This window comes from Neobacillus sp. FW104-15D2 (assembly GCF_058790155.1).
Genome location: NZ_JBYTCJ010000013.1, coordinates 97,711 through 120,650, shown reverse-complemented (window position 1 = coordinate 120,650; position 22,940 = coordinate 97,711). Strand labels below are relative to the sequence as shown.

The 22,940-nt window shown below is 39.6% G+C and carries 22 protein-coding genes and 1 riboswitch; of the genes, 8 read left to right on the top strand and 14 right to left on the bottom strand.

All coding sequences use genetic code 11. The features are described 5' to 3' along the window. Nucleotides 1–448 precede the first annotated feature (448 nt). From AC3WR0_RS12515 to AC3WR0_RS12490, 6 genes are read right to left on the bottom strand one after another with little or no spacing between them, the layout of a single operon-like run. The gene (locus AC3WR0_RS12515) at nt 449–832 is read right to left on the bottom strand and encodes a VOC family protein (RefSeq protein ID WP_492552626.1); all 384 of its coding nucleotides are present in this window, start codon (nt 830–832) and stop codon (nt 449–451) included. A gap of 31 nt (nt 833–863) precedes the next feature. Then, entirely contained in the window at nt 864–1,427 is a 564-nt protein-coding gene (locus AC3WR0_RS12510; protein ID WP_492552625.1) for an FAD-dependent oxidoreductase, read from the bottom strand. 49 nt (nt 1,428–1,476) lie between these two features. Beyond that, nucleotides 1,477–4,926 carry a methionine synthase gene (gene metH, locus AC3WR0_RS12505; protein ID WP_492552624.1) on the bottom strand — a complete coding sequence of 1,150 codons (3,450 nt, stop codon included), beginning with the start codon at nt 4,924–4,926 and terminating at the stop codon, nt 1,477–1,479. Further along, entirely contained in the window at nt 4,904–6,766 is a 1,863-nt protein-coding gene (locus AC3WR0_RS12500; protein WP_492552623.1) for a bifunctional homocysteine S-methyltransferase/methylenetetrahydrofolate reductase, read from the bottom strand. The genes metH and AC3WR0_RS12500 overlap by 23 nt, the downstream gene beginning before the upstream one ends. Next, nucleotides 6,763–7,956, bottom strand: a complete 1,194-nt coding sequence (gene metC, locus AC3WR0_RS12495) for a cystathionine beta-lyase (protein ID WP_492552622.1) — start codon at nt 7,954–7,956, stop codon at nt 6,763–6,765. The genes AC3WR0_RS12500 and metC overlap by 4 nt, the downstream gene beginning before the upstream one ends. Further along, nucleotides 7,953–9,068, bottom strand: a complete 1,116-nt coding sequence (locus tag AC3WR0_RS12490) for a methionine biosynthesis PLP-dependent protein (protein ID WP_492552621.1) — start codon at nt 9,066–9,068, stop codon at nt 7,953–7,955. Before AC3WR0_RS12490 ends, metC begins: the two co-directional genes overlap by 4 nt. A 128-nt stretch (nt 9,069–9,196) precedes the next feature. After that, nucleotides 9,197–9,313, bottom strand: a riboswitch (SAM riboswitch). Between the two features lie 170 nt (nt 9,314–9,483). Between AC3WR0_RS12490 and AC3WR0_RS12485 the strand changes: the two genes are divergently transcribed. From AC3WR0_RS12485 to AC3WR0_RS12475, 3 genes are all read left to right on the top strand, one after another. Further along, entirely contained in the window at nt 9,484–10,602 is a 1,119-nt protein-coding gene (locus tag AC3WR0_RS12485) for a GAF domain-containing sensor histidine kinase (RefSeq protein ID WP_492552620.1), read from the top strand. Nucleotides 10,603–10,617: 15 nt separating this feature from the next. Next, the gene (locus tag AC3WR0_RS12480) at nt 10,618–11,256 is read left to right on the top strand and encodes a response regulator (protein ID WP_492552619.1); all 639 of its coding nucleotides are present in this window, start codon (nt 10,618–10,620) and stop codon (nt 11,254–11,256) included. 182 nt (nt 11,257–11,438) lie between these two features. After that, a complete protein-coding gene (locus AC3WR0_RS12475; protein ID WP_492552618.1) occupies nt 11,439–11,972 on the top strand; it encodes an NADPH-dependent FMN reductase in 534 nt (177 codons plus the stop codon). A gap of 255 nt (nt 11,973–12,227) precedes the next feature. Here the strand turns inward: AC3WR0_RS12475 and AC3WR0_RS12470 are convergent, their stop codons facing one another. After that, the gene (locus tag AC3WR0_RS12470) at nt 12,228–12,482 is read right to left on the bottom strand and encodes a YhdB family protein (RefSeq protein WP_027320313.1); all 255 of its coding nucleotides are present in this window, start codon (nt 12,480–12,482) and stop codon (nt 12,228–12,230) included. 159 nt (nt 12,483–12,641) lie between these two features. On the opposite strand from AC3WR0_RS12470, the gene AC3WR0_RS12465 reads away from it, so the two are divergent. The 3 genes from AC3WR0_RS12465 to AC3WR0_RS12455 all read left to right on the top strand — a co-directional run bounded on the left by AC3WR0_RS12465 (nt 12,642) and on the right by AC3WR0_RS12455 (nt 15,486). Then, nucleotides 12,642–13,628, top strand: coding sequence for a M14 family zinc carboxypeptidase (locus tag AC3WR0_RS12465; protein WP_492552617.1), 987 nt, complete (start codon nt 12,642–12,644; stop codon nt 13,626–13,628). Nucleotides 13,629–13,644: 16 nt separating this feature from the next. Further along, on the top strand, nt 13,645–13,968 hold the full coding sequence (locus AC3WR0_RS12460) for a DUF3889 domain-containing protein (protein WP_492552616.1): 324 nt from the start codon (nt 13,645–13,647) through the stop codon (nt 13,966–13,968). Between the two features lie 111 nt (nt 13,969–14,079). Next, nucleotides 14,080–15,486: a SpoVR family protein gene (locus AC3WR0_RS12455; protein WP_492552615.1), complete on the top strand. Its 1,407-nt coding sequence runs from the start codon at nt 14,080–14,082 to the stop codon at nt 15,484–15,486. A gap of 82 nt (nt 15,487–15,568) precedes the next feature. Here AC3WR0_RS12455 and AC3WR0_RS12450 read toward each other — a convergent pair whose 3' ends face one another. The 3 genes from AC3WR0_RS12450 to AC3WR0_RS12440 form a co-directional block, all read right to left on the bottom strand. Beyond that, nucleotides 15,569–16,075, bottom strand: a complete 507-nt coding sequence (locus AC3WR0_RS12450; RefSeq protein WP_492552614.1) for a CBO0543 family protein — start codon at nt 16,073–16,075, stop codon at nt 15,569–15,571. Nucleotides 16,076–16,262: 187 nt separating this feature from the next. Further along, entirely contained in the window at nt 16,263–16,781 is a 519-nt protein-coding gene (locus AC3WR0_RS12445; protein WP_492552613.1) for a DUF3231 family protein, read from the bottom strand. A gap of 111 nt (nt 16,782–16,892) precedes the next feature. Further along, complete coding sequence (locus tag AC3WR0_RS12440; protein ID WP_492552612.1) at nt 16,893–17,270, bottom strand: DUF3231 family protein; 378 nt, start codon at nt 17,268–17,270, stop codon at nt 16,893–16,895. 208 nt (nt 17,271–17,478) lie between these two features. On the opposite strand from AC3WR0_RS12440, the gene AC3WR0_RS12435 reads away from it, so the two are divergent. Together AC3WR0_RS12435 and AC3WR0_RS12430 are read left to right on the top strand one after the other, a co-directional pair. Next, complete coding sequence (locus AC3WR0_RS12435) at nt 17,479–18,618, top strand: GGDEF domain-containing protein (protein ID WP_492552611.1); 1,140 nt, start codon at nt 17,479–17,481, stop codon at nt 18,616–18,618. 293 nt (nt 18,619–18,911) lie between these two features. Then, a complete protein-coding gene (locus AC3WR0_RS12430; protein ID WP_492552630.1) occupies nt 18,912–19,517 on the top strand; it encodes an alpha/beta hydrolase in 606 nt (201 codons plus the stop codon). Between the two features lie 251 nt (nt 19,518–19,768). Here AC3WR0_RS12430 and AC3WR0_RS12425 read toward each other — a convergent pair whose 3' ends face one another. The 4 genes from AC3WR0_RS12425 to atpB all read right to left on the bottom strand — a co-directional run bounded on the left by AC3WR0_RS12425 (nt 19,769) and on the right by atpB (nt 22,559). After that, nucleotides 19,769–19,972, bottom strand: coding sequence for a hypothetical protein (locus AC3WR0_RS12425; protein WP_492552610.1), 204 nt, complete (start codon nt 19,970–19,972; stop codon nt 19,769–19,771). 490 nt (nt 19,973–20,462) lie between these two features. After that, a complete protein-coding gene (locus AC3WR0_RS12420; protein ID WP_492552609.1) occupies nt 20,463–21,422 on the bottom strand; it encodes a DUF3939 domain-containing protein in 960 nt (319 codons plus the stop codon). A 3-nt stretch (nt 21,423–21,425) separates the two neighbouring features. Then, entirely contained in the window at nt 21,426–21,821 is a 396-nt protein-coding gene (locus tag AC3WR0_RS12415) for a F0F1 ATP synthase subunit B (protein ID WP_492552608.1), read from the bottom strand. Nucleotides 21,822–21,845: 24 nt separating this feature from the next. Continuing rightward, nucleotides 21,846–22,559, bottom strand: coding sequence for a F0F1 ATP synthase subunit A (gene atpB, locus AC3WR0_RS12410; RefSeq protein WP_492552629.1), 714 nt, complete (start codon nt 22,557–22,559; stop codon nt 21,846–21,848). Nucleotides 22,560–22,940 lie beyond the last annotated feature (381 nt).

The following is a 22,940-nucleotide window of genomic DNA, read 5'->3' as shown; positions in this document are numbered from 1 at the left end:
AAGGTATGGCGTGGAAACAAGATAAAAACAAAAAAACACCACTGAAATAGAGCCAAAAAAGGGGGAGGAGGAAGGAAGCTTCCTTCCTCCTCCCCCTTCCAAAAACCTATAAATATTGGATAGCTGAGGGTATTTTGTTTATTTTAAATAGCCTTACACAGACTTCTTGACAGTACCCATTAAATTCATGAAGTCGTGCATTTTCATATCCAAGTTGAGCATTAAGCAAATGTAGGGAGGGTATCTATAAGAGAAATAACTGAAATGAAGGATATCAAGTCGCTATTTCGGCCTAAAAGACTGCTCTTTTATTAAAAAGATATAAAAATAGAGCTTATTTTTTATAAAACGGAACTCAAACTTTATAGGATTACGCAAAATACCCATACGGGTACCAAAAATCCAAAATAAAAAGAGATTACCCGGCGCAGGGTAACCTCTTTTACTCTTACCTCTGAAAGAATTCAATCCACTCGCCTTCGGGTCCGTGAAAGAAGAAGTATCTGAATCCATTTGGAAGTATGGTAATCTCTTCATCAATTAATTTAACATCCAAAGTTTTGATACGTTCAAATTCTTTTTCTATATCATCAACTGTAACTGCAAGGTGGTGGACCTTTCCTTCTTCAGGAAGGCCGTTGTTATATCCTTGGATAAGTTCAAGTTCGGTTTCGCCAGCTTCACCAAAGCCAAGAAAGGCAAGCTTCATGTATCCATCCGAATGTGTTATTTTATCAATTAATTTAAAACCGACTACATCCATGTAAAACTTAATGGATGAATCAATATCTTTTACCATGATTCCAACATGATCTACTTTTCTTCCTGCCAATGGACTGCCTCCCAATCTCAATATCTACCTATTAGGACTTCAATAAGTCATGGTCAACATAGCGTTCGCCTTTTAAAACGCTTAAAAGGTTAATAGCTACCTTTGCACCATCACCGGCAGTAACAATAGTATGTACACTTACACCGGCAACAGTACCAGCAGCCCAGATACCATCAATATTTGTTTTTCCATCTGCATCTACGTCTAAAACGGTTTTAATTCTAGGTTCAGTTCCAGGTTTTACATTCAGCCCAACTTTTTCAGCAAGGTCAACTAAAACACCGGTTGCAAGAATAACATTTCCAGCTTCGTATTGCTGTTGATCTGTTTCAACGACAAAGCTTTCTCCGGATTTTCTAATATCTGTAACGGTTGCCTGAACAATCTCAGCGCCAAATTTTGCTGCTTGCTTCTTTCCAAGTTCCACTAGGTCAGCACCTGTGATCTCCTCAACACCATAATGGTTTTCTACCCAAGCTCTTTTGGTCATACTTTTTTCATTATCAACCAATAGAGTTTTCTTTCCAGCCTTTGCTGTAAATAGGGCAGCACTTGCACCCGCAGGGCCAGCACCGATAATGACTACATCAAACATCTAAAAACCTCCCATTTTTTAGTAAATCAACAATTATATTATGGCATAATTATTTCAAAACATTGAAATATCTTGCCTGAGGATGGGCAAAAACCATCGCTGATACGGATGCTTCAGGTTCCATCATAAACCCATCAGTTAATTGAATGCCGATTTCTTCTGGGCGGAGCAAATTAAACAATTTCTGCTGGTCCTCCAGGTCAGGACATGCAGGATAACCGAAGGAATAGCGCTGTCCCTGGTACCTGGCTGCAAAGCGGTCCTGCATACTGAAATCAGCCGGATCAGGAAATCCCCAGCGGTCGCGCATCTGCCGGTGGATTAATTCAGCAAAAGCCTCAGCTGTTTCCAGTGCCAGTGACTGAAGAGTATGGCTTTCCAGGAAACGGCCTGATAATTTTAACTCATCTGCTTTTTGGCGAATACCTTTTCCTGCTGTAACGGTAAAGAAACCAACATAATCCATTTGACCGCTGTCAGCAGACTTAATAAAATCAGCAAGGCACAGGAAAGGCTCCGATTCCTGGCGGGGGAATTCAAAGGTCTCTATAACCCTATTTGTTTGTTCCGGATGAAAAATATTAATTTTATTGCCATCTGATTGTGCTGGGAAGAATTGATAAACCGCAGCCGGGGATATCCAGCCTGACTTATTAGCCTCTTCTAGCAGATTATCGACGACTTCTTTTACTTTATGAGCTTTTTCATCCTTCGCCTCCAAGAGTTTGGCGATTTTTCCTTTAACCCCAAGATGATGGCCAAGGAGCATTTGCATATTGATGTAAGGTTCAATATGTGAAAGAGAATATGTTTTTAAAACATGCCTCTTTGTATCCTGTGGAATGAAAACGGGTGCTTCCATAGTAATCGTATTTTTGGGTTTTACAGCAACCGAAACTGATGCATTACTTTGGAACACGCTGGATGTATTTAGAGAAGAAAGTTTTTCTTTCTTCTCGCTAATTAATTTTTCAACTTCTTCCTGTGAATTCAACTGATTGGCAAGAGACAAACCGTTCATTGCGTCTTTAGCATAAAGGACGAGTCCATCATACTCACGGGAAATTTTAGTATCAGTAAATTTCCTTGAGAGGGCCGCGCCTCCTACCAATATAGGTAATGAAATACCTGCTTCTCTTAAATCCTGGGCTGTTAGTACCATTTGCTGAGCTGATTTCACAAGTAATCCAGAGAGACCCAATATATCCGGCTTTTCCTTACGAATAGCCTTTATAAGCTCAGTGGGAGAGACCTTTATTCCTAAATCTAGAACCTCATAGCCGTTATTGCTTAAAATGATATCCACTAAGTTTTTTCCGATGTCGTGGACATCTCCTTTAACAGTCGCCAGGATAACTTTTCCTTTGGAGGAAGAGACGTCTCCTTTTTCCATGAAAGGTTCCAAGTAAGATACAGATGCTTTCATAACCTCAGCACTTTGAAGAACCTCTGCAACAATCAGCTGATTATCGTTAAACAGTCTCCCTACTTCCTTCATTCCTTCCATTAGAGGTCCGTTAATAATACCAAGAGGGGAAGGATAGGCATCAAGAGCAAGTGCCAGGTCAGGAATCAGGCCTTCTTTTGTACCTTCAACCACATAGTAAGCGAGCCTTTCTTCAAGACTCATATCGGGCAAAGTTTGTTTGCTTTCCTTCTTTTTATCTCTGTAAAAGTCAGTAAATGCTGCTAGTGCTTTATCGGTCGTCCTGAATAATAAATCCTCCGCCTGCTTCACCTCTTCTTTAGAAATAGAAGCAAAACGTTCAAGCTTTTCAGTGTTTACTATGGCATAATCCAGGCCAGCCTGAGTGCAGTGATAGAGAAAAACCGAGTTGAGAATCTCACGGCCGACTGGAGGCAGGCCGAAGGAGATATTGCTTACCCCCAGGATGGTTTGCGTTTCCGGGAGATGTTCTTTAATCAGCCTGATGCCCTCGACTGTTGCTTTTGCTGAGCCAATATACTGCTCATCGCCCGTGCCAACCGGAAAAACAAGAGGATCGAAAATAATATCCTGTGGCTGTAAATGGAATTTATGAACAAGCAGTTCATAGGACCTGCGGGCAATAGCCAATTTCTTTTCTGCTGTTACACCCATACCTTCTTCATCAATGGTACCGACTACAACCGCCGCACCATATCGGTGGATAAGAGGAACAATTGCTTCAAATCGTTCTTCACCATCTTCAAGATTTATTGAGTTGATGATTGCCTTGCCTTGGGAATATTCAAGTGCCTTTTCAATAACTTTTTCATCAGTGGAATCTATAACAAGAGGAGCCTTAACTTTTTTGACAACCTCCTTAATAAATTTCTCCATGTCGATAATTTCTTCTCTATCAGGATCTGCAAGGCAAATATCAATAACATGAGCTCCGCCTTTTACCTGGGCTCTTGCAATCTCGGAAGCTTCCTCAAATTTACCTTCTGAAATTAATCTTTTAAACTTACGGGATCCAATTACGTTAGCGCGTTCTCCGACCATGATCGGGCGAATGCTTGGATCATCGTAGATCAGTGGTTCGATTCCCGCAACCATATGTGTTAAGTCAGTGCTTACTTCTCGAGGATGGATGTCCTTCATAGCCTTCGCAATGGCTTTAATATGTTCAGGTGTGGTGCCGCAGCAGCCTCCCACAATATTCAGCCAGCCATTAGCAGCAAAGTCAGCGAGCTTCTTAGCCAGGGTTACTGGTGTTTCATGATAGTTGCCTTCTTCATCGGGCAGGCCGGCATTGGGGTAACAACTGACTGAAGTTGAGGCAATGCTGGCAAGAGAACGGATGTGTTCCTGCATGAACTCAGGGCCGGTCGCGCAATTTAAACCAACCGCAACGGGATTCATATGCTGAACGGAAATATAAAAAGCCTCTATTGATTGACCGGCAAGTGTGGTACCCATTGGTTCAATGGTTCCTGAGATCATCAGCGGAAGAGTTTTGCCCGTTTTTTGAAATGCATTTTGAATACCAATAAAACCAGCCTTAACATTTAGCATATCCTGGCTTGTTTCCAAAAGAAGAAGATCTGCTCCTCCATCAATTAAGCCAATTGCCTGTTCTTCATACGCCTCTGATAGTTTGCTAAAGGTAGTCCCGCCGGTTACGCTCAATGTTTTGGTAGTGGGTCCCATGGAACCCGCAACATACCTGGGATTATCCTGGGTTGATAATTTTAAAGCTTCCTTTTTTGCTATTTGGGCTCCAGCTTTATTAATTTCATAGGCTTTGTAGCCAAGCCCATATTCATCAAGGACAAGGCTGGTAGCACCGAAGGTATTTGTTTCGATAATATCTGCACCTGCTTCAAGGTATTCTTTATGGATTTTTGCGATTACCTCGGGTGCAGTTAAATTCAAATTTTCGTTACATCCATCGAGCTCTTCTCCGCCAAAGTCCGCAGCCGATAGATTGGCTTGCTGAAGCATGGTTCCCATGGCGCCGTCCATAATTAGAATTCTCTTTTTTAGCTGGTCAGTGAACGGTGGTATCTGCATAGATGTTCCCCCTAATTTTGTTCGCACGCTCGCGGGCATACTTTGATAATTCAGCGGTCAATTCATATCTTAAAAACGGTGTGATTAAATAAATTCCATTAAATAAGTCTAAGGCTGCATCAATAAGAGATTTAGCAATGCTAATTCCTTCGAGGGCGGATTGTTCTGGATTGCCATCCAGCTTTGACATTCGATCCCTGATAGGGTCCGATATTTTAATACCAGGTACTTCGTTGTGCAAAAATTCTGTGTTTTTACTGCTCAATAAAGGCATTAATCCAATATAAATTGGTGCATCAAGATGTTTGGTATTTTCATAGATTTCCAATAACCTTTCCTCCGAAAAAACGGGCTGAGAGATAAAATAGTCTGCGCCATAATGGATTTTCTTCTCCAGCCGCTTTACAGCTTTTTCAAGTGAACGTACATTAGGATTAAAAGCAGCGGCAATACTGAATGCGGCTTTTTGTCCCAAGTCTTTGCCCGAAAAAGACAAACCTTCATTTAATTGCTTGATCATTTGGATCAATTCAAAGGAAGAAACATCATATACAGAAGATGCTCCTGGAAAGTCCCCAACTCTGGCAGGGTCACCAGTAATGGCCAAAACATCGTGGAGACCTAGAGTATGCAGTCCCATAAGGTGAGACTGAAGGCCAATAATATTCCTGTCGCGGCAGGCGATATGGATGAGAGGGCGCATGTCGAGTTCCTGCTTTACGAGATAGCCAAGGGACTCATTTGAAATTCTAACAGATGCAAGGGAATTGTCTGCTAATGTAATAGCATCTATTCCAGCCTGCTTTAATACCCTTGCGCCTTCAAAAAATTTGCTTGTATCCAGCTTACGCGGCGGATCCAATTCAACAATAACGGAAGGGCGCTCTTTCACAATTTCCTGTAGAGGGGAGTAATCCCGTTGTGTTGGCAGAGGTACAACCGTAATTTTTTCTGGCTGAAGTTTAACTTTTTTCTCCGAAACGGGAGCGATATTTTTTAATTCCGAAGCAAAAGCCCGAATATGCTCAGGTGTTGTTCCACAGCAGCCGCCAAGCAAACGGACACCTTCATTCCTAAAAGCCATTGCTGAGTTTCTAAAATAATCAGCATCTCCTTCGTAATGGAATTTGCCGTCTGTATATGTTGGTAGACTGGCGTTAGGATATGCTGATAAAAATGCCTTCGAGGGAAGTTCTATTTGCTCAAGAGTCAGCAGCATATGGTGAGGACCGAGACGGCAATTTAATCCCACAATGTCTGCACCGATTCCCTCAAGCCGTTTCAATGCCTCGTTTACCGGGATTTGATTTTGCAATATACCAGGCTCCTGAAGAGAAACCTGCGCAACAATCGGAAGTTTAGTTTCCTTCCGGGCAATGGCGAGGACTGTTTCCAGTTCTTCCAGATCATAAAAGGTTTCCAAAAGAAGTCCATCCACACCTTCTAGGAGAAGGCAGTAAAGCTGTTCGCGAAAGCTTCTCTTAATTTCTTCGATTGAGACAGAATTAGGCTTAATTCCCCGATTTCCACCGATGGTGCCAAGCACATAAGCCTTATTTTTTGCCGCTATTTTTGCATTTCTGACAGCAGCACTGTTAATTTCCTTTACGGAATCCTCCAGGCCGTATCTTAACAGTTTAAGATAATTAGCCGCATAAGTATTGGTCTGAATCAAATCAGCTCCAGCGTCAATATAGGCCTTATGAATACTTTGAATCTGCCCGGGATGAGACAGATTCAGTTCTTCAAAACAACAATCAGTGCCGAATGAGTATAAAAGAGTACCCATAGCGCCATCACCGATTAATATTTGTTTTTCCAGCTTTTCTAAAAAGCTCATGATAGTTCTCCTTGTTGAAGGATTAATTCTTTCTTATTCACATTCTCCAGTGCTTGAGTAAAGTCCTTTATGAGATCATCCGGATGCTCCAATCCGACTGATAAGCGAAGCAGGCTGTTAGTAATGCCGCGCTTTTCTCTTTCAGCCTGTGGCATTGCCGCATGGGACATTTTTGCTGGGTAGGATAAAATCGACTCAACGGCTCCAAGACTAACTGCAAATACAGGGAGTTTGACAGCCGTTACAAAGTTCCGGAGAGCTTCTTCATTAGAAAGTTCAAAAGATAACACTGCTCCAGGGCCTTGAGCCTGAGATTTTTGTAATTCATTTTGTGGATGTGAAGAAAGTGCTGGATAATATACATTTTTGATGGCAGGATGATTATTCAAAAACTCAGCTATTTTTAAAGCCGATTTCTGGGACTGTTCCAGACGTACCTGCAAGGTTTTAATACCTCGCATTACCAGCCACGCATCCTGCACACCGAGAATGGCCCCAAAAGCATTTTGAAGAAATCCTAGTTTCTTTGCCAATTCCTCATCCTTCACAACTGCCAGACCAGCAACTACATCACTGTGCCCAGACAGGAACTTTGTAGCGCTATGCAGGACAATATCTGCACCAAGCTCCAGCGGCCTTTGCAGGGCAGGGGTTAAAAAGGTGTTATCTACAAAAGTAAGGGCGCCCTGTTTCTTTGCCAGCTCACTGATAGCCCTTATATCCGTTACCTTTAGCAAAGGGTTGGAGGGGGTTTCGACATAAAAGGCTTTAGTATTTGGTTTGATGGCAGCTTTCACTTGCTCTAAATCTGTCATATCAACAAAGGTGTGATCAATGCCGAACCTTGAAAGTACTTCTGTTACCATTCTGAAAGTTCCGCCGTATACATCTTCGGTAATGACAATATGGTCATCGGATGACAATAGTAGAAAAGCAGTAGAGATCGCCGCCATTCCAGATGCGAAGGCAAAGCCTTTTGTACCGCCTTCAAGCTCAGCAATAATTTCCTCGAGCGCTTCGCGTGTCGGGTTGCCGCTCCGGCTGTAATCATATTTTCCAAAACGGTCAATTTCAAATTGGTGGAAGGTTGAAGCATGATGAATCGGAGTGCTGACCGCACCTGTTGATGAATCTATTTTTTGCCGGTTATGAAGAAGCTTTGTTTCAAATGAATAATTTTCACCTGTCATCGCACGGCCACTTCCTTTTCCACTCTGGCAAATGCCTGCTCAAGATCATTAATTAAATCTTCATGGTCTTCAATACCAACAGAAAAACGCAATAGCCTATTGCAAACACCCGACTGTATTCTAATTTCCTCTGGTATGTCAGCATGTGTCTGTGTTGCCGGATAGGTTATTAAACTTTCAGTTCCTCCCAGACTTTCAGCAAAGGTAATGAGGGAAAGCCCTTGAAGGAAAGGATTAACCCATGACTCGTCCTTTACCCTAAAGGAAACCATGCCTCCTCTCCCGGGATAAAGCACATCTGTAATACCATCATGATTGCTTAGAAATTCAACTACTTCCTTAGCATTTTTCTCATGTTGTTTCATTCTCAGCGACAGGGTTTTCATTCCCCTCATTAACAGCCAGGAGTCAAATGGACTTAGTACCGCTCCTGCTCCATTATGGTAGAGAGCCAGAGCTTCACATAGTTCCTGGCCCTTACCTACAATCAAACCGGCAAGCACATCATTGTGTCCGCCAAGGTATTTGGTTGCACTATGTATAACAATATCAGCACCAAGATTTATCGGCTGCTGTAAAATTGGAGTATAAAAAGTATTATCAACAATTAGCAGGATGCCGTGCTCCTTAGCAATTTTTGAAACAGCAGAAATGTCTGATTGCTGCATGAGAGGATTAGTTGGAGTTTCAAGAAAGATTGCTTTTGTTTGCGGGGTAATCTTTTTCTCAATCTCCTCAGGACAACAGGTATTTACATACTGGGATTTTAATCCCCATTTTTTATAGCCCTGTTCAAGCAGACGATATGTACCGCCATATAGATCTTCACTTACAAGCCATTCATCACCAGACTGGAATAGTGATAAAACTGTAAAAATAGCTGCCATCCCAGAACTGCAGGCAAATCCCTGATCTCCGCACTCAAGGTCTGCAATTGTTTTTTCTAGCAGCTGTCTTGTTGGATTTCCGGTGCGGACATAATCAAACCCGGAGGATTGCCCAATTCCATCATGGCGGTAGGCTGTCGAAAAATAGACAGGAGGGTTAACAGTTCCTGTGGAAGATTCACTTCTATTACCGATTTGTGCAAGTTTTGTTTCAATTTTATACATTTTTTTCACTCCTTTAATGTTGGAAAGCTATATTGCATGAAAGCGGGATTTCATTGAGGGGAGGAGAAGAAAAATAAAAAAGCCTTCTATAAGAAGAAGACTTTTAAGTGCAGATTAAGCAGCCATTCTTCTTATCTCCCAAGTTACAATCCTAACTTGCTGGAATTAGCACCTTTTCAATGGCAAAGCCATTGATGGTTGCTGAGGTGTCATAGGGCCGTTCCCTCAACCTCTCTTGATAAGAAACAAATATTTAAATTATTTATAAAATTTACTACAATTTAAGGAATGTGTCAATTGTTTTTACAAATTTCCGACCTTTGACGGAGTCATTCTCAGTCTTTATTCTAAAGATTCTGCTTCCTGAAAAAGGTATAATGATGAAAAAGAGTGAAGAAACGGGGAGGAAAATGAAGTGGGGGAGGACAATCGGTATTCGGAATTAAAGATATTAAAAGAGATAGCCGAGCTATTAAATAATGGCACAGACCTAAAGCAGGTACTTACGCAGGTTTTAAAAAAACTGTTAAATGTAACTGGATTAAAGACAGGCTGGATATTTTTAATTAACAGTGACGGGCATTATGAAATGGCGGCAAATGAAAACTTGCCTAATGCCTTATCATTTAATAGGTGCGAGCCGATGTGTTCAGGTGAATGCTGGTGTATTAATCGGTATCTCAATGGAAGATTGGATAAGGCTACCAATATAATTGAATGCAAACGACTCGAAGATGCGATTGATTTAAACTGGGGAGAGACAAACGGACTAACACATCACGCAACTGTCCCTTTAAAAGCGGGGGATGAAAAATTCGGAATCCTTAATGTTGGTTCCCCGCAAAAAAGACATTTTGAGATAGACGAGCTAACCATGCTTGAATCCGTTGCCTTTCAAATAGGAACGGCCATTAAACGAATAAACTTAACACAGAAAGAACAGGAGCTCGCCCTGACCGCGGAAAGAAACAGGCTCGCAAGGGATCTTCATGATTCAGTTAATCAGCTGCTATTTTCACTTACTCTGACAGCAAGAGGAGGAATAGAAAGGTCTGAAGATCAAGAAGTAAAAGAAACCTTTGCTTACATCCAGGATCTTGCACAGGAAGCTCTTAATGAAATGAGGGCATTAATTTGGCAATTGCGTCCAAGAGGATTGGAATGCGGATTGGTCAGTGCACTAAAAAGCTACGGAGAAATGCTTGGGCTCAAAATGGACATCAAAGTAAAAGGCGTTATCTCTCTTCCAGGCCAGGTAGAGGAAGTGCTCTGGAGAATTGGCCAAGAGGCATTAGCTAACTGTAAAAAGCATTCCGGGCAGAATGAGGCAAGGCTGAAATTTACGATAAAAGAAAAAGAAGCATTTCTTGAAATCCGGGACGAAGGCTGTGGATTTTTATATGATGGAATAAAAGAACTTCCATCGTTGGGACTGAAAAATATGAAAAACAGGGCAGAAGCACTTAATGGGCGTTTTATATTAAAGAGTGAACTGGATAAAGGAACAGAAATCAAGATTGTCATTCCGGTTTAAAGGGGATATTTTTATATGGGAATTCGGATTTTAATTGCTGATGATCATCATGTGGTTAGAAGAGGCCTGGTTTTTTTTCTTAAAACTCAGCAGGGGATTGAAATAATTGGTGAAGCCAAAAATGGGCAGGAAGCAGTGGAGCTAGCTGCTCAAATGACACCAGATATCATATTAATGGATTTGGATATGCCAGTTATGAATGGTATAGAGGCGACACGGCAAATCAAAGCTCATAACCCTTTAATTAAGATTATGATGCTGACAAGCTTTTCTGATCAAGATCATGTTATTCCAGCCATCGAAGCAGGAGCTTCAGGCTACCAGCTTAAGGATATTGAACCGGATGAACTAGTCCGGGCAATTAAACAGCTGATGGATGGAGAAAACCAACTCCATCCAAAAGCAACTACTCACCTCCTTACACACTTTAACAATAGAAATAAACCGGAAAAAACCCCTCTGGATGAACTGACTAAGAGAGAAATGGATGTGCTGAAGGAAATTGCCAAAGGAAAAAGCAATAAAGAGATTGCCTTATCTTTGTTTATAACTGAAAAGACAGTAAAGACGCATGTATCTAATATTTTGGCAAAGCTTGATCTGGCCGATCGTACTCAGGCAGCACTTTACGCTGTACGAAATAGGGTCGTTTAGGAATGAAAAATGCAGAATAGCTAGAACATCAGACTAAAGTTGTAGATATTTCTTTTTATTTACGACTAATTTCGGAGGCAAAAATCAATCTGACCGACGAGTTGCAAGTTCATGATTCTCTCTATACTGAAAGTAACAATAGTAACTGGCTGCAAAAAGCCTGGGACAAAGGAGAGCTTATCATGAATTTAGTTATTATAAATGGAAGTGCGCGCAAAAACGGACGGACTGGAATTGCCTGCCGGCATATTCAAAAGAAATTTGGGGTTGACCTAATTGATCTTAGCCTGCTGCAGCTGCCCATTTTTAATGGGGAAAAAGAACAATTTGAACTTGCTGAATATAAGTGGCTTGAGGAAAAGGTAAGCAAGGCGGATGGAATTATACTTGCCACACCTGAATACCACAATGGAATGAGTGGGGCGCTCAAAAATGCACTCGATTTTCTCGGGAGCCAGCAATTCTTTCAAAAGCCAGTTGCCTTGTTAGCGGCAGCCGGCGGCGGTAAAGGCGGCATTAATGCTCTTAATAATATGAGGATTGTTGCCAGAGGGCTTTATGCAAATGTCATTCCAAGACAGCTTATTGTTGACCCTGATTGCTTTGATTATGAAAGGGAAGAACTTCTTCCCGAGGCAGATGGACTGGCGAGTTTGATGATGGAGGAATTGAAGCTTTTTGTAAAACTCCACAGTATGATGAAGGAGGGGAAATAATGGTGATTTTATATTAAGATCGCTGTTTCCACTCCATATTGGCTGCTGATATTCTTTCGTTTGGCTCAAAATTACAATAACCGTCGTTCCTTCTAATTTCAAAGGACGAAGGGGGCACACTTAAATCGAAACGCTAATACGAAATGGTGCATTCTTAAAAACACGGCATCCCACTAGGGACACCGTGTTTTTTTGGTGGAATTCTTCAGCCCGGTTTTTAAAAAATTTTTTAACTTCATGCATTTACTTTTCGCTTCAGGAAAGACTATACATCGGTTCATCCTGCGGATCATTTTCCAATGATTCGTTGGCATGGTCAATGTAACGTAACAGGGAAAATAATGTTTTTTCTATTACTGAATAGTCATGTTCAAAATTATAAGCGTGTAGAAATTGCTCAATTTTTTTAGATAAAAATTGGTCTGATGTTCTTACCATCAGAATTAATAAGTTATCCCATTGGGAACGGTGCGTATAGTATAGCGCCCGATCATAATCCATCTTATTCATTTAGACTTTCCTCCTTATAAGGAGTTGATATTATTTTGTGAGTTTTTCCTGAGAACTTTCACAGAAAATCTTGGACATCCCTGTTCAAAGGGTTTAGCAAATTTAACCTGTATAAATTTTGTGGATGTTCTTCAAATTTGAGAGGGATGATAAAAACAGATGCCTAAAATTTTATTGTGTTTACTATGTCTGTTTTTACCTTACAATCCGGAAGATGCGGGGGCTGCCGAATTGTATCGTCCCTATTCATATCAGTCGCAGGTTCGTGATTTAATGGAACTGCGTTTTAAATATAAAAAAGAATTAACCTTTCGAGTGATCGGGACAGCTCATTCGGGAAGAAAGATTTGGGCAGTCAAGCTTGGAAAAGGGGAAAAAAATATTCTGCTTGTCGGATCCCATCATGGGAGGGAGTGGATGACAAGCATGCTACTGACAAAAATGCTTAAGACCTATACTGAGGCCTATGCCAAAGGAAAACCCATTGGCTCCTTTCCATCCGACTTACTTAATGAAGTTTCTATATGGTTTGTTCCGATGCTGAACCCCGATGGAGTCACCATCCAGCAGAAAGGGTATCGCGAATTTCCTTTCTGGGATAAGGATAAGATAATAAAAATGAATAATGGATCGACTGACTTTACAAGATGGAAAGCAAACGGCATAGGGGTCGATTTAAACAGACAATATCCCGCTGGGTGGAATAAGCTTGATAGAACTACTCCAACACCGTCATACCAATTTTATAAAGGTAAAGCCCCGTTGGAAGCGCATGAAGTAATTTATCTTGTTAAATTTGTAAAAGAAATTAATCCGAAAATTGCAGGAGCGTACCATACTGCTGGAAGAGAAATTTTCTGGAATTATCACAACGGCCCTAATATAAAACGGGACAGGGCAATAGCAAAAAAAATTACGAAGATGACTGGATATAAGTTAAGCAAGCCAGTTAGAGAGGCGGTTGGAGGGGGCTTTACGGATTGGTTTATAACAGAGTATCGCAGGCCAGCTTTTACGATTGAAATCAGCTACTTAGTAGGGGAAAGCCACCCGCCATTATCCGTATTTCCCGAAGAATGGAAAAGAAATCGATTGGTTGGAATGCTTCTAGCAAATGAGGCTTATAAATTGACTTGGAAAAAATAAATTTGGAGGTATTACAATGATAAGAAAAAATATATGGATGTTTTTTGCAGCTGTTTTTTTAGTTATGAATCTTAATCCTCAGGGTACAGCAGCGCAAAACCCTGATTATGAGAAGTACGGACGAATTGCTATTGCGGTAGTCAGAGCGGATTATCCGGAAGCAGAGGTTAGAGAATATGAATATTTAGGCAGGGTAAAGGGTGCAGAAACAAATGTTACAGATTCCTTCCGTTTTCAAATAAAAGAAAAAGGAAAAATGGGATATGTCATTATTAGGATTGAGCACAATTTAACTAATAAGAAGCTGTTAAATCTAAAGGTGGAACCTGCTGCTGGCTAATAGAGAGCCCAGGTTTTTCCACTGCTAAAATGGACTTAATTTTATATCTCGTTTCATCATTCCCCCTTTTTCTTCATACATTGTGGTAAGAAGTGAAAGGGGGAACAGCTCGTGAATGCAGAAGAACGAAAGGCCTTGGAATATTCCATAGAAGAGATTACTGAAGTAGCGACTGGCTTTGGTTTGGATTTTTTTCCGATGAGATATGAGATTTGTCCTGCTGACATCATATATACCTTTGGTGCTTATGGAATGCCAACCCGATTTTCACATTGGAGTTTTGGAAAACAATTTTACAAGATGAAGCTCCAATATGACCTTGGATTGAGCAAAATATATGAATTGGTCATAAACTCTAATCCATGCTATGCATTCCTGCTTGATTCCAACAGCTTGATCCAGAATAAATTGATTGTTGCGCATGTTCTCGCTCACTGTGATTTTTTTAAAAACAATGTTCGTTTCCAAAACACGAAAAGAGACATGGTCGAAAGTATGGCGGCTACTGCCGATAGAATAAGCCAATATGAAATCCGTTATGGAAAAAAGGAAGTAGAAACCTTCCTTAATGCTGTTCTTGCCATTGATGAACATATTGATCCTTCTTTAATGCGGCCAAAGCTTTCCTGGTCAATGGAGGACGAGGAAGAAGAGGATCAGCCAAGAGTAACTCCGTATGATGATCTATGGAAGTTAGGTCAAAAGGAAGTCCCAAAAAAGGAAGTAAACAATAGAAAAGTATTCCCGCCTAAACCCGAAAAAGATTTGCTCTTATTTATTGAAACCTACAGCAAGGAATTGACTGAATGGCAAAGAGATATCCTGACCATGATGAGAGAGGAAATGCTTTATTTCTGGCCGCAGCTTGAAACTAAAATCATGAACGAAGGCTGGGCTTCCTATTGGCATCAGCGCATACTTCGCGAGCTGGATTTAACTAGTGGTGAGTCTATTGAGTTCGCCAAGCTCAACGCGGGAGTAGTTCAGCCATCCAAAACAGGAATTAATCCATATTACCTTGGCATTAAAATGTTTGAGGATATTGAGGAAAGATATGATAATCCGACGGAAGAAATGAAACGCAGGGGAGTCAAGCCGGGTTCCGGAAGAGAGAAAATGTTTGAAGTAAGGGAAATCGAATCAGATATCTCTTTTTTAAGGAATTATCTAACCAAAGACCTGGTTATGCGCGAGGATATGTATCTCTTCCAAAAACAGGGCCGTGAATACAAAATTATTGATAAACAATGGGAAGAGGTCCGTGACCGTCTTGTTAATATGAGGGTTAACGGCGGATTTCCATATATTACTGTTAACGATGGAGACTATTTACGGAATGGCGAATTATATTTAAAGCACTGGTTTGAAGGAATCGAATTAGATATTAAATACCTGGAGAAGGTACTTCCTTATGTGCATCAGCTTTGGGGAAGGCCTGTGCATATGGAGTCTATTATTGAGGATAGGCAAATGCTTTTTTCGTATGATGGAAAAGGAGTACATCGGAAATACTTATAGGGTCGGTGAGGGCGCCTCAAAGGGTGCTCTCTCTTTAATTAAGCTAAAGAAGCCATTAATAATAAGGGGATCTTTAGCTTAATTATTTTGCGAATTTAAAAGGTACTTCGAAATGCCATATTAAAAATAAAATAACAAGGATTGATATGAAATAGGCACGAAAAGGATGGTATTGGTGAAGGGCTATAACTGAAAACATGACAATATCAAATAAAAAGGAGTACCAGAAGTGCCACCCGTTTTGATAGGAAATTCTGCCGCTTATCAGTAAAATCCACTCAGCTGTAATGTAGATCAGCGACCACATTAGGATGTAGAAAAACCTTACGCGCCAGGTTTTGGGAAAGTGTGAAAGGAACAAAAAAACACTTATAGGCATGGTTATAAGAGCATAGACGACAACAGTCAATCCATGGCCATATAAAAAATCGGGATGAAATTTCCAGAGGGTATATTCTCTAACTATGTATTCATATAACAGTCCACCGGCAGCAATGAATAACATACTTGCATGGTATTCTCTCCAGTTTTTCCAATCTCCCCATTTAAAAGAAGCGATAATTGTAAAAACAGTTAGTGCAAGATGCATTTTCTACAATCCCTTCTGCTTATGTTTTCTATATTTTCCCCATAATCTGGTTAGTCATTCCAACTTGCCGGGTATGCTGCATTTTTGAAATTATGCATCTGGTAAATCAGGTGTTCGAATGAGAACAGGAAGCTCTATAGTTGTATGTGAAAGCTTTTAAGCTCTTGATTGGATAAGAAGTTTGACTCTATTCACCTCTAATTAGATGTTCCCGGTCAATTGTCTGAGGAGGTTCCTCCATCCAGCCATGATTAATCATAATATTCACCCCATCTTCAGCGTAAAGGACCACTTCGGGAATGAGTGAAGCAAATCTTAGCGCCAGATCGCGTCTGGGGCTTCCTGAAATGGCTGCTCCGTAATTTGTTACCCCTGCCGCAGTCATGCCGGATACATGGAACATCATGAGCTTATCAGAAAAAATAGGCTCTGTTGAGTCAGATAAAGAGGTATCCCATGCCATTGGAGCTGGAAGGTCCTCTTTCATTAAAATATCAGTGAAAATCTCAATATGCTTTTCTGAGAGTTTTTTTCCTCGTAAAAAGTACTCCTTCACATCTTTATGTTTGGCTATTTGGGCAAAACCAATAATTAAAGTTTTTCCGATGGAGTTGGTTTGGACGTTATTAAAAAGAATTGTGACTTCCTGGGCAGTTAAAGGCCGCTTCTCACCGATAAATCCAGCAAGGAAATGCTGTCTTTTCACAAAATCAACCTTGTCTGGCATTGAAAGCATTGGGGGCCTAATATATATCCCCTGACTGAGCATTAGTTCTCTTGTTAAGTCCTGCAAACCGACTGCAGACTTTAATACAGATTAAAAAAAAGAAATGACATCTTCCCTTGTGGAAAGTCCAATGGCACCGCTGCTAGATGCCATTCCTAGGACCGACATATTTCTTAAGTACATAAGAGCATAAGAATCAGAAAATAATTTAGGGGCATTCGGTTTGACATCCTCTTTGGTAAAACCTAAAGGGGGCGGGAATCCCTCCGCCAGAAAAAGGTTCTTTAAAAAAGAGATATTTCGTTTTGAGGATTCTAGAGCAAATTCAATAACAGGGCGGACTTGATCATCTTCCGCCTTTGAAAGGAAATGGCTATTTATACAAATGGAAGCTGTGTCATTTACATATTGCATCCATAATGCAGATATTTCTGCAGCCGTTAAACGAATTTTTGTTTTATTATCCAAAAACATCACACCCTAATTAACATATATGCTTTTAGTATTTTTCAAGAGGGGAAAAATTATTATATATCCTTGTAATTTATTAAGGTGAGAATAATATCACGGAAAAAATTAACCATTTTAAACCAAAAACATGATAAAATAGTCCTATTAATCATTATGGAAATTAAAATGATAGCCTGTTTATTTTAGTGAGTGGGAATGAGGAAATATGAAAACAAATAAAGTAATAGTTGGAGCAATTGCTGCTTTTGGTGCCATTTCATCGATTTATGGAATGGTTTTAACTATATCTGATAAAAGCTTACCTTATCTAGTTGATATGTGTGTCTTAGGAGTTATTTTTCTTTTAATATCAAATTGGTCAGTAGTCTTGCCAAGCGGGGCATCCTGGCGGCCTGGAATATCCGTCATTATGTTCAATGCTTTGGTGTTTCCTGCTCCGCTTGCGATTTTTGTTTCATTACCGGGACTTTTAAGAATTACAGTTAAAAATAAAAATCCATTACGGCAGACTTTTTTAATGATTGGTCATATTAACGCGGGAATATTGGGAACAAACTTGGTTTTTTATCACTTCTCCCAATATTCTCATAGTATCTATTATACTTTTGCGGTTCTTCTGGTAGCCTTTTTCATTCACTTTATCATTAATCGTTTTCTATCTGCCTGTATTTTGGCCAATAAGAAAAAAACAACGATTATTCAGCAAATCAATGAAAGCAAGAAGGACATAAACTGGGGTTTTTTAAATATTTATCTTATCAGCTATATAATGTATCTTCAGTATTACTTTATGGGTGTTGTCGGAATTATCCCGGAGATTCTCCTTTTAATCGGGATATATCAATCAGTAAATTATTTTAATAGAGCCTATAAACTCGAAAAAAAGGCACATACTGATGCACTTACAGGTGCGGAAAACCGAGCTTCCTGGGAAAGATTTACCTCAATCAAGACAGAACTTAACGGAACATTTGCATTGCTTGATTTGAATGATTTTAAAAAAGTTAATGATAACTTTGGTCACGATAGAGGGGACTTGGTCTTAAAGGATACGGTGAAAAAGCTGCAGGAGGATTCCTATTTTTATCACCGAGTATTCAGGTACGGGGGAGATGAGTTTATTCTCTATTTTCCACATGGTGAAGATAGGAAGGATTACGTAAAAATGTGGATTAAAAAGTGCATTCTGGAATTAGAGGAGTTATGGGAAAGGGAGGGGCTCCCAGTTACAATCAGTTTTGGATCAGTATTCTTTCAAGGTAGCCCAGTGGATTTGGCTGTAACAATAAAAAAGGCAGACGAACAAATGTATGAGTATAAAAAGAAGAAAAAAAGGTTAATATAAAAATTTTTGAAAAGCTGACTTGAGGTTATTATGACATTTTAGCTAGTCAGCTTTTTTTAGGTTTTGTGTGAACAGTGAATGATAAAAGCTTTAAAATTGACACAATTTTATATACGAGTTACTATTATCTTGAATTCGAGACATTTTAGAAAAAATTAAGGAACCTTTATTTATAGTTGTTCAGGAGAGCAGGGAATAATAAAGAAGCTTACTGACAATATTTTTTTCACTAGCCTGCAAAGGTAAGATTTCCTATAGCTTCAGGGATTAAAATATTTTACGAAAGGATAATTATAATGAAACATTTATTTCAAAAAGGGACCGATGAAACAAGTCCAACATTGCTTTTACTGCATGGGACTGGAGGAAATGAACATGATCTGCTCCCAATCGCAGGAATGATTGACAAACAAGCTTCAGTCCTAAGTGTTAGAGGAAATGTTCTTGAAAATGGCATGCCGCGTTTTTTTAGGCGGCTTGCTGAAGGGGTTTTTGATGAAGAGGATTTAATTTTTCGGACAAAAGAATTAAATGAATTCCTTGATGAGGCAGCAGAAAAGTATCATTTTGACAGAAATAATATTATAGCTATCGGTTATTCAAATGGTGCTAATATAGCTGCAAGCTTATTGTTTCACTATCAGAATGCTCTAAAGGGTGCAATCCTGCATCATCCAATGGTGCCAAGACGAGGAATAGAGCTTCCGGATTTAACAGGAGTTCCAGTCTTTATTGGAGCTGGGACAAATGATCCTATTTGTTCTCCGCTAGAGTCATCCCTTCTTGATGAGCTGCTAAGAGGAGCAAAAGCAGATGTCCATATACATTGGGAGAATAGAGGGCACCAATTAACTGTTGAGGAAATTGAAGCTGCTGCCCAGTGGTATCGTACAAAATAGAATAGAAAACAAAAAGCGCAGGCGTCCTATCTGGACGCTTGCGCTTTTCTAATTTCTAATTCCAGCGCGCAGTGACTCGTGCACCCCTCTAATCAACAACGAATCGATTTGCATTTCCTCAGTCATAGCGGGGGGCTGAAGGACAAGGAAAGCTTCGAACGATGCAGGTTAGAAAGTGTTCCCAAAAGAATATAGCATTTTTAGCCTTTTTTTAATTCCCATTGGACGCTCAACGGGCACTTCCTCTTTTCTTATATAGTGCCATTTATAAATGGCTGGTCTGAACTTAAACGAACAACCATTTCACTTAGAGCAATTGTGACAAGATCTTTTTCCGTGTATGTTTCTGCATCAAGAGGAGAAATACCGAGTGCATGACTACCGTGAGCCAGTTTTTCTCTGATTTGCTGGCACATCCAAAGGTGGTAGTCGGAAAGTTCGACTTGCTTGGTCATAAAAACCCCTCCTTTACACTTTATTTCCCCGCTTTTATTCGCACTCAAACGTATGGATCGTTCTTAAAAATGAACATTTTGAGGCGTTTTCTCTGTATAGCTTTCTTTATAGCTTTCAGATTTGAAGGTGCCATCGTCTATGAGCGGGGGGCTATTAAGAACAAAACACACCCGGCTCAATGAAGTAGGTCCGGCTTTCCAATGAAAGGCTTTACTGTTTTGTTCCCAGCTTTGCTATATCTACCGTTTTTCAATCAGAAGGAAGATACTGGACAATAAGGTCCATCTTTATTACCCGTTTTTAAACCTAAAAGAGGTTTACGATCAAAAAGAACCTTGGATATTATCTGTTTCTCCTTCTTAATAATAATCTCGGTCAATAATGGCTGTAATAGTTTGTGACATAGTTATAGTTTTTATAAGTTGTTTATTAGAAATGCCGCAATAAAAAGAGGGCGTCACAATTATGTCACCCACTTCCAATTTATATTTAAAAGCTCTTGGACTTTTTTTGTTTTTTATGTGAGACAAGACCATCAACATCCGTTATATAAAATTGGATTTGAGGTTCTGTCTGAAGAAGGTGTGCCTGTATGAGCTGAAAATAATTCACACGGCGGGAAGGATCAAATTTTAACATCGGATATTGTTTGTGCTCTTTCATATACTGGTCGACCGCTTGCTGGATAATATCCATTTCACCTGGAATATGTTTTTCCTCTTCATCGAAAATATCATATGTTTCCCTTGACATATAAAAATTTTTAGAAGGAATTCCGTCTAGCAAATGGGCAAGCTGTTTAAAATCAATGCTGTGATCATCTTGAATAAGAATTGTCCGGTAAACGCCTCCTGGAAGATCTTCTGAAAAAGAACGTACAGCTCTTTGTACATCCTCAATGGTTACGTCAATAATAGGGTAATTTTTAGCTTCCATCTTTTTATGAACTCTTGGTTTCTTTTTCTTGTGTACCTCAACTTGTGCAGGTCTCATATATTTATAAATAATTCCATATGCACCTAGTCCGCCAACACTAATACCACTAAAAACTCCTACTAAAGTAAAGGTTGGAAATATAGCGTACCTGGTATCCAATAGAGATCCAATTTTAAATCCGGTAAAAATAGATAATCCAAGAATTACACCTATTACTAGGTGAAGGGAGAGTGCTTTTATTAAGAAGTCGGTAAAATCCTTCCATTTGGAATCCTTATTCTGGCTAACTCCCATCAAAAAGGTTTTGATTTCTTTTTTTATTTCTTCCGAAACGCGGTTTTCTTCTAAAAAGCCTGAAATGTATTCCCAGATTGGTTTAGAATCATTTTTTAGAATACATGCTGTTTGTTCTTTAGTTCCTTTAGAATAATGAACATAAATCCATTTGTCCTCCAGGATGATATCAAAAGCCTCGGTTACCTTTCCAAAGGTTTTAGTGAAGGTTTTTTTCATCTTTTACGCCCCCTTGTTTTTTCCTTTGGAGTTGGGAGACAAAGAACGGGCATTAATAGAATTCATCTTTACATTCCGTAAAACTTCATAAGCTTCCTTCTCAGCATCCTTAATTATTAGATTGGCTTCTTTTCGGCTATGCTCCAATATTTCCTGCGCTTCTTTTTTGGTTTGTAATATTGACTGAATATAAGCTTCTGCGTCCTGCCTGGCCTCAACCTTATACCTTTCTGTTAAGGCCAGTTGATTTTCGATATAATCTTTTCTGAGTTCAATTACTTTTACTAGCTTTTTAATAACAAACTTTTTCAATAAGAACACCAGAACTGTAAAGATAATGGCCTGGTAAATCATTGTTCCAAGGGAGACAGGCAAACCGAATATATAAAAATCACCCATGGAAAACAGCTCCTTCCTACTAAATTAGGTAACTCTGTGACCAATGTAAACCATCGTTAAGGTAACAAATATATATGCCTGAATGGCACCGATAAAGAGGCAAAATCCCTGCCAAAGAAGCATTGGAACCGAGATGAGAACGGCAGCCAATAACCCATTAGTAATGGCTCCTGCTAAAAGGCCCATCATCATTTCACCTGCATATATATTTCCAAACAGCCTTAGTCCTAAAGTTAAAGTGGTACAAAACTGCTCCATGATATTAATCACGAATAAAAATTTAAAAGGCCTAAAGTAACCAAGGATATAATGCTTAAATCCATGAAGGCGAATATCGATAAAATGAGTGTAAGCCATGATCATGATCGCAAGAGTCATAGTGACATGAGCATCAGCAGTGGGGGACTTCCACCATGAAATAGGATGCTCAATCCCAGTTATAAAGTTAAACGGAAGTCCTAGCAGGTTGGAAATGAAGATAAACATTAGAAGCGCAATACCAGTGGATAAAATAAATAGGTTATCTGCCTTGCCCATGGAGCTTTGCATAATATCCTGCACAAACTCTACAATCCACTCCATAAAATTTTGCCATTTTGCAGGAGTTTTTAGGGAAAGATTTCTTACCGAAAGTAATGCTAAGAGGAAAACGGCGAGAGAAGCAAGTGTGCTTGTGAGGATGATTGAAATGTCAAAGGTAAGGTTGAACCAGGTGAATAAGGGTCTTGAGTAATCCATCATATCCTTCCCCCTTCTATTAAAAGATGGGAAACAATTAATAAAGTGATTAAGCTGTAATTTGGTTCAAAAGTATTATTTGAAACCTATTTTCGTAATATAATATGTCTCTTCAATTATATTGTAACTAATTTCACAATTATTTACTATTTTCTGAAAAAGATAGATTAGCACGATATAAACATTCAAAAGAGGAAAAAAGACTGGGATTTTCACTGGAATTTGTTTTGGAAGGTTGGCTTTTTTCGTTGGGAAATTCCTATTTGACCTTTGGGCATACTCTTTCCTGATTATTATTGTTTCTGCATAACGAATGGAACATGATAAAATGGTAGGTAAACATGGATGCAATTTAATATATGATAGCTATAATTGAGATCG

Bases quoted from the DNA above. Each gene is read 5' to 3' on its own strand.
- AC3WR0_RS12510 (WP_492552625.1), bottom strand. From the start codon at position 1,427: ATGTTTGATGTAGTCATTATCGGTGCTGGCCCTGCGGGTGCAAGTGCT.
- metH (WP_492552624.1), bottom strand. From the start codon at position 4,926: ATGCAGATACCACCGTTCACTGACCAGCTAAAAAAGAGAATTCTAATT.
- AC3WR0_RS12500 (WP_492552623.1), bottom strand. From the start codon at position 6,766: ATGAGCTTTTTAGAAAAGCTGGAAAAACAAATATTAATCGGTGATGGC.
- metC (WP_492552622.1), bottom strand. From the start codon at position 7,956: ATGACAGGTGAAAATTATTCATTTGAAACAAAGCTTCTTCATAACCGG.
- AC3WR0_RS12490 (WP_492552621.1), bottom strand. From the start codon at position 9,068: ATGTATAAAATTGAAACAAAACTTGCACAAATCGGTAATAGAAGTGAA.
- AC3WR0_RS12480 (WP_492552619.1), top strand. From the start codon at position 10,618: ATGGGAATTCGGATTTTAATTGCTGATGATCATCATGTGGTTAGAAGA.
- AC3WR0_RS12475 (WP_492552618.1), top strand. From the start codon at position 11,439: ATGAATTTAGTTATTATAAATGGAAGTGCGCGCAAAAACGGACGGACT.
- AC3WR0_RS12470 (WP_027320313.1), bottom strand. From the start codon at position 12,482: ATGAATAAGATGGATTATGATCGGGCGCTATACTATACGCACCGTTCC.
- AC3WR0_RS12465 (WP_492552617.1), top strand. From the start codon at position 12,642: ATGCCTAAAATTTTATTGTGTTTACTATGTCTGTTTTTACCTTACAAT.
- AC3WR0_RS12460 (WP_492552616.1), top strand. From the start codon at position 13,645: ATGATAAGAAAAAATATATGGATGTTTTTTGCAGCTGTTTTTTTAGTT.
- AC3WR0_RS12450 (WP_492552614.1), bottom strand. From the start codon at position 16,075: ATGCATCTTGCACTAACTGTTTTTACAATTATCGCTTCTTTTAAATGG.
- AC3WR0_RS12435 (WP_492552611.1), top strand. From the start codon at position 17,479: ATGAAAACAAATAAAGTAATAGTTGGAGCAATTGCTGCTTTTGGTGCC.
- AC3WR0_RS12425 (WP_492552610.1), bottom strand. From the start codon at position 19,972: ATGACCAAGCAAGTCGAACTTTCCGACTACCACCTTTGGATGTGCCAG.
- AC3WR0_RS12420 (WP_492552609.1), bottom strand. From the start codon at position 21,422: ATGAAAAAAACCTTCACTAAAACCTTTGGAAAGGTAACCGAGGCTTTT.
- AC3WR0_RS12415 (WP_492552608.1), bottom strand. From the start codon at position 21,821: ATGGGTGATTTTTATATATTCGGTTTGCCTGTCTCCCTTGGAACAATG.
- atpB (WP_492552629.1), bottom strand. From the start codon at position 22,559: ATGGATTACTCAAGACCCTTATTCACCTGGTTCAACCTTACCTTTGAC.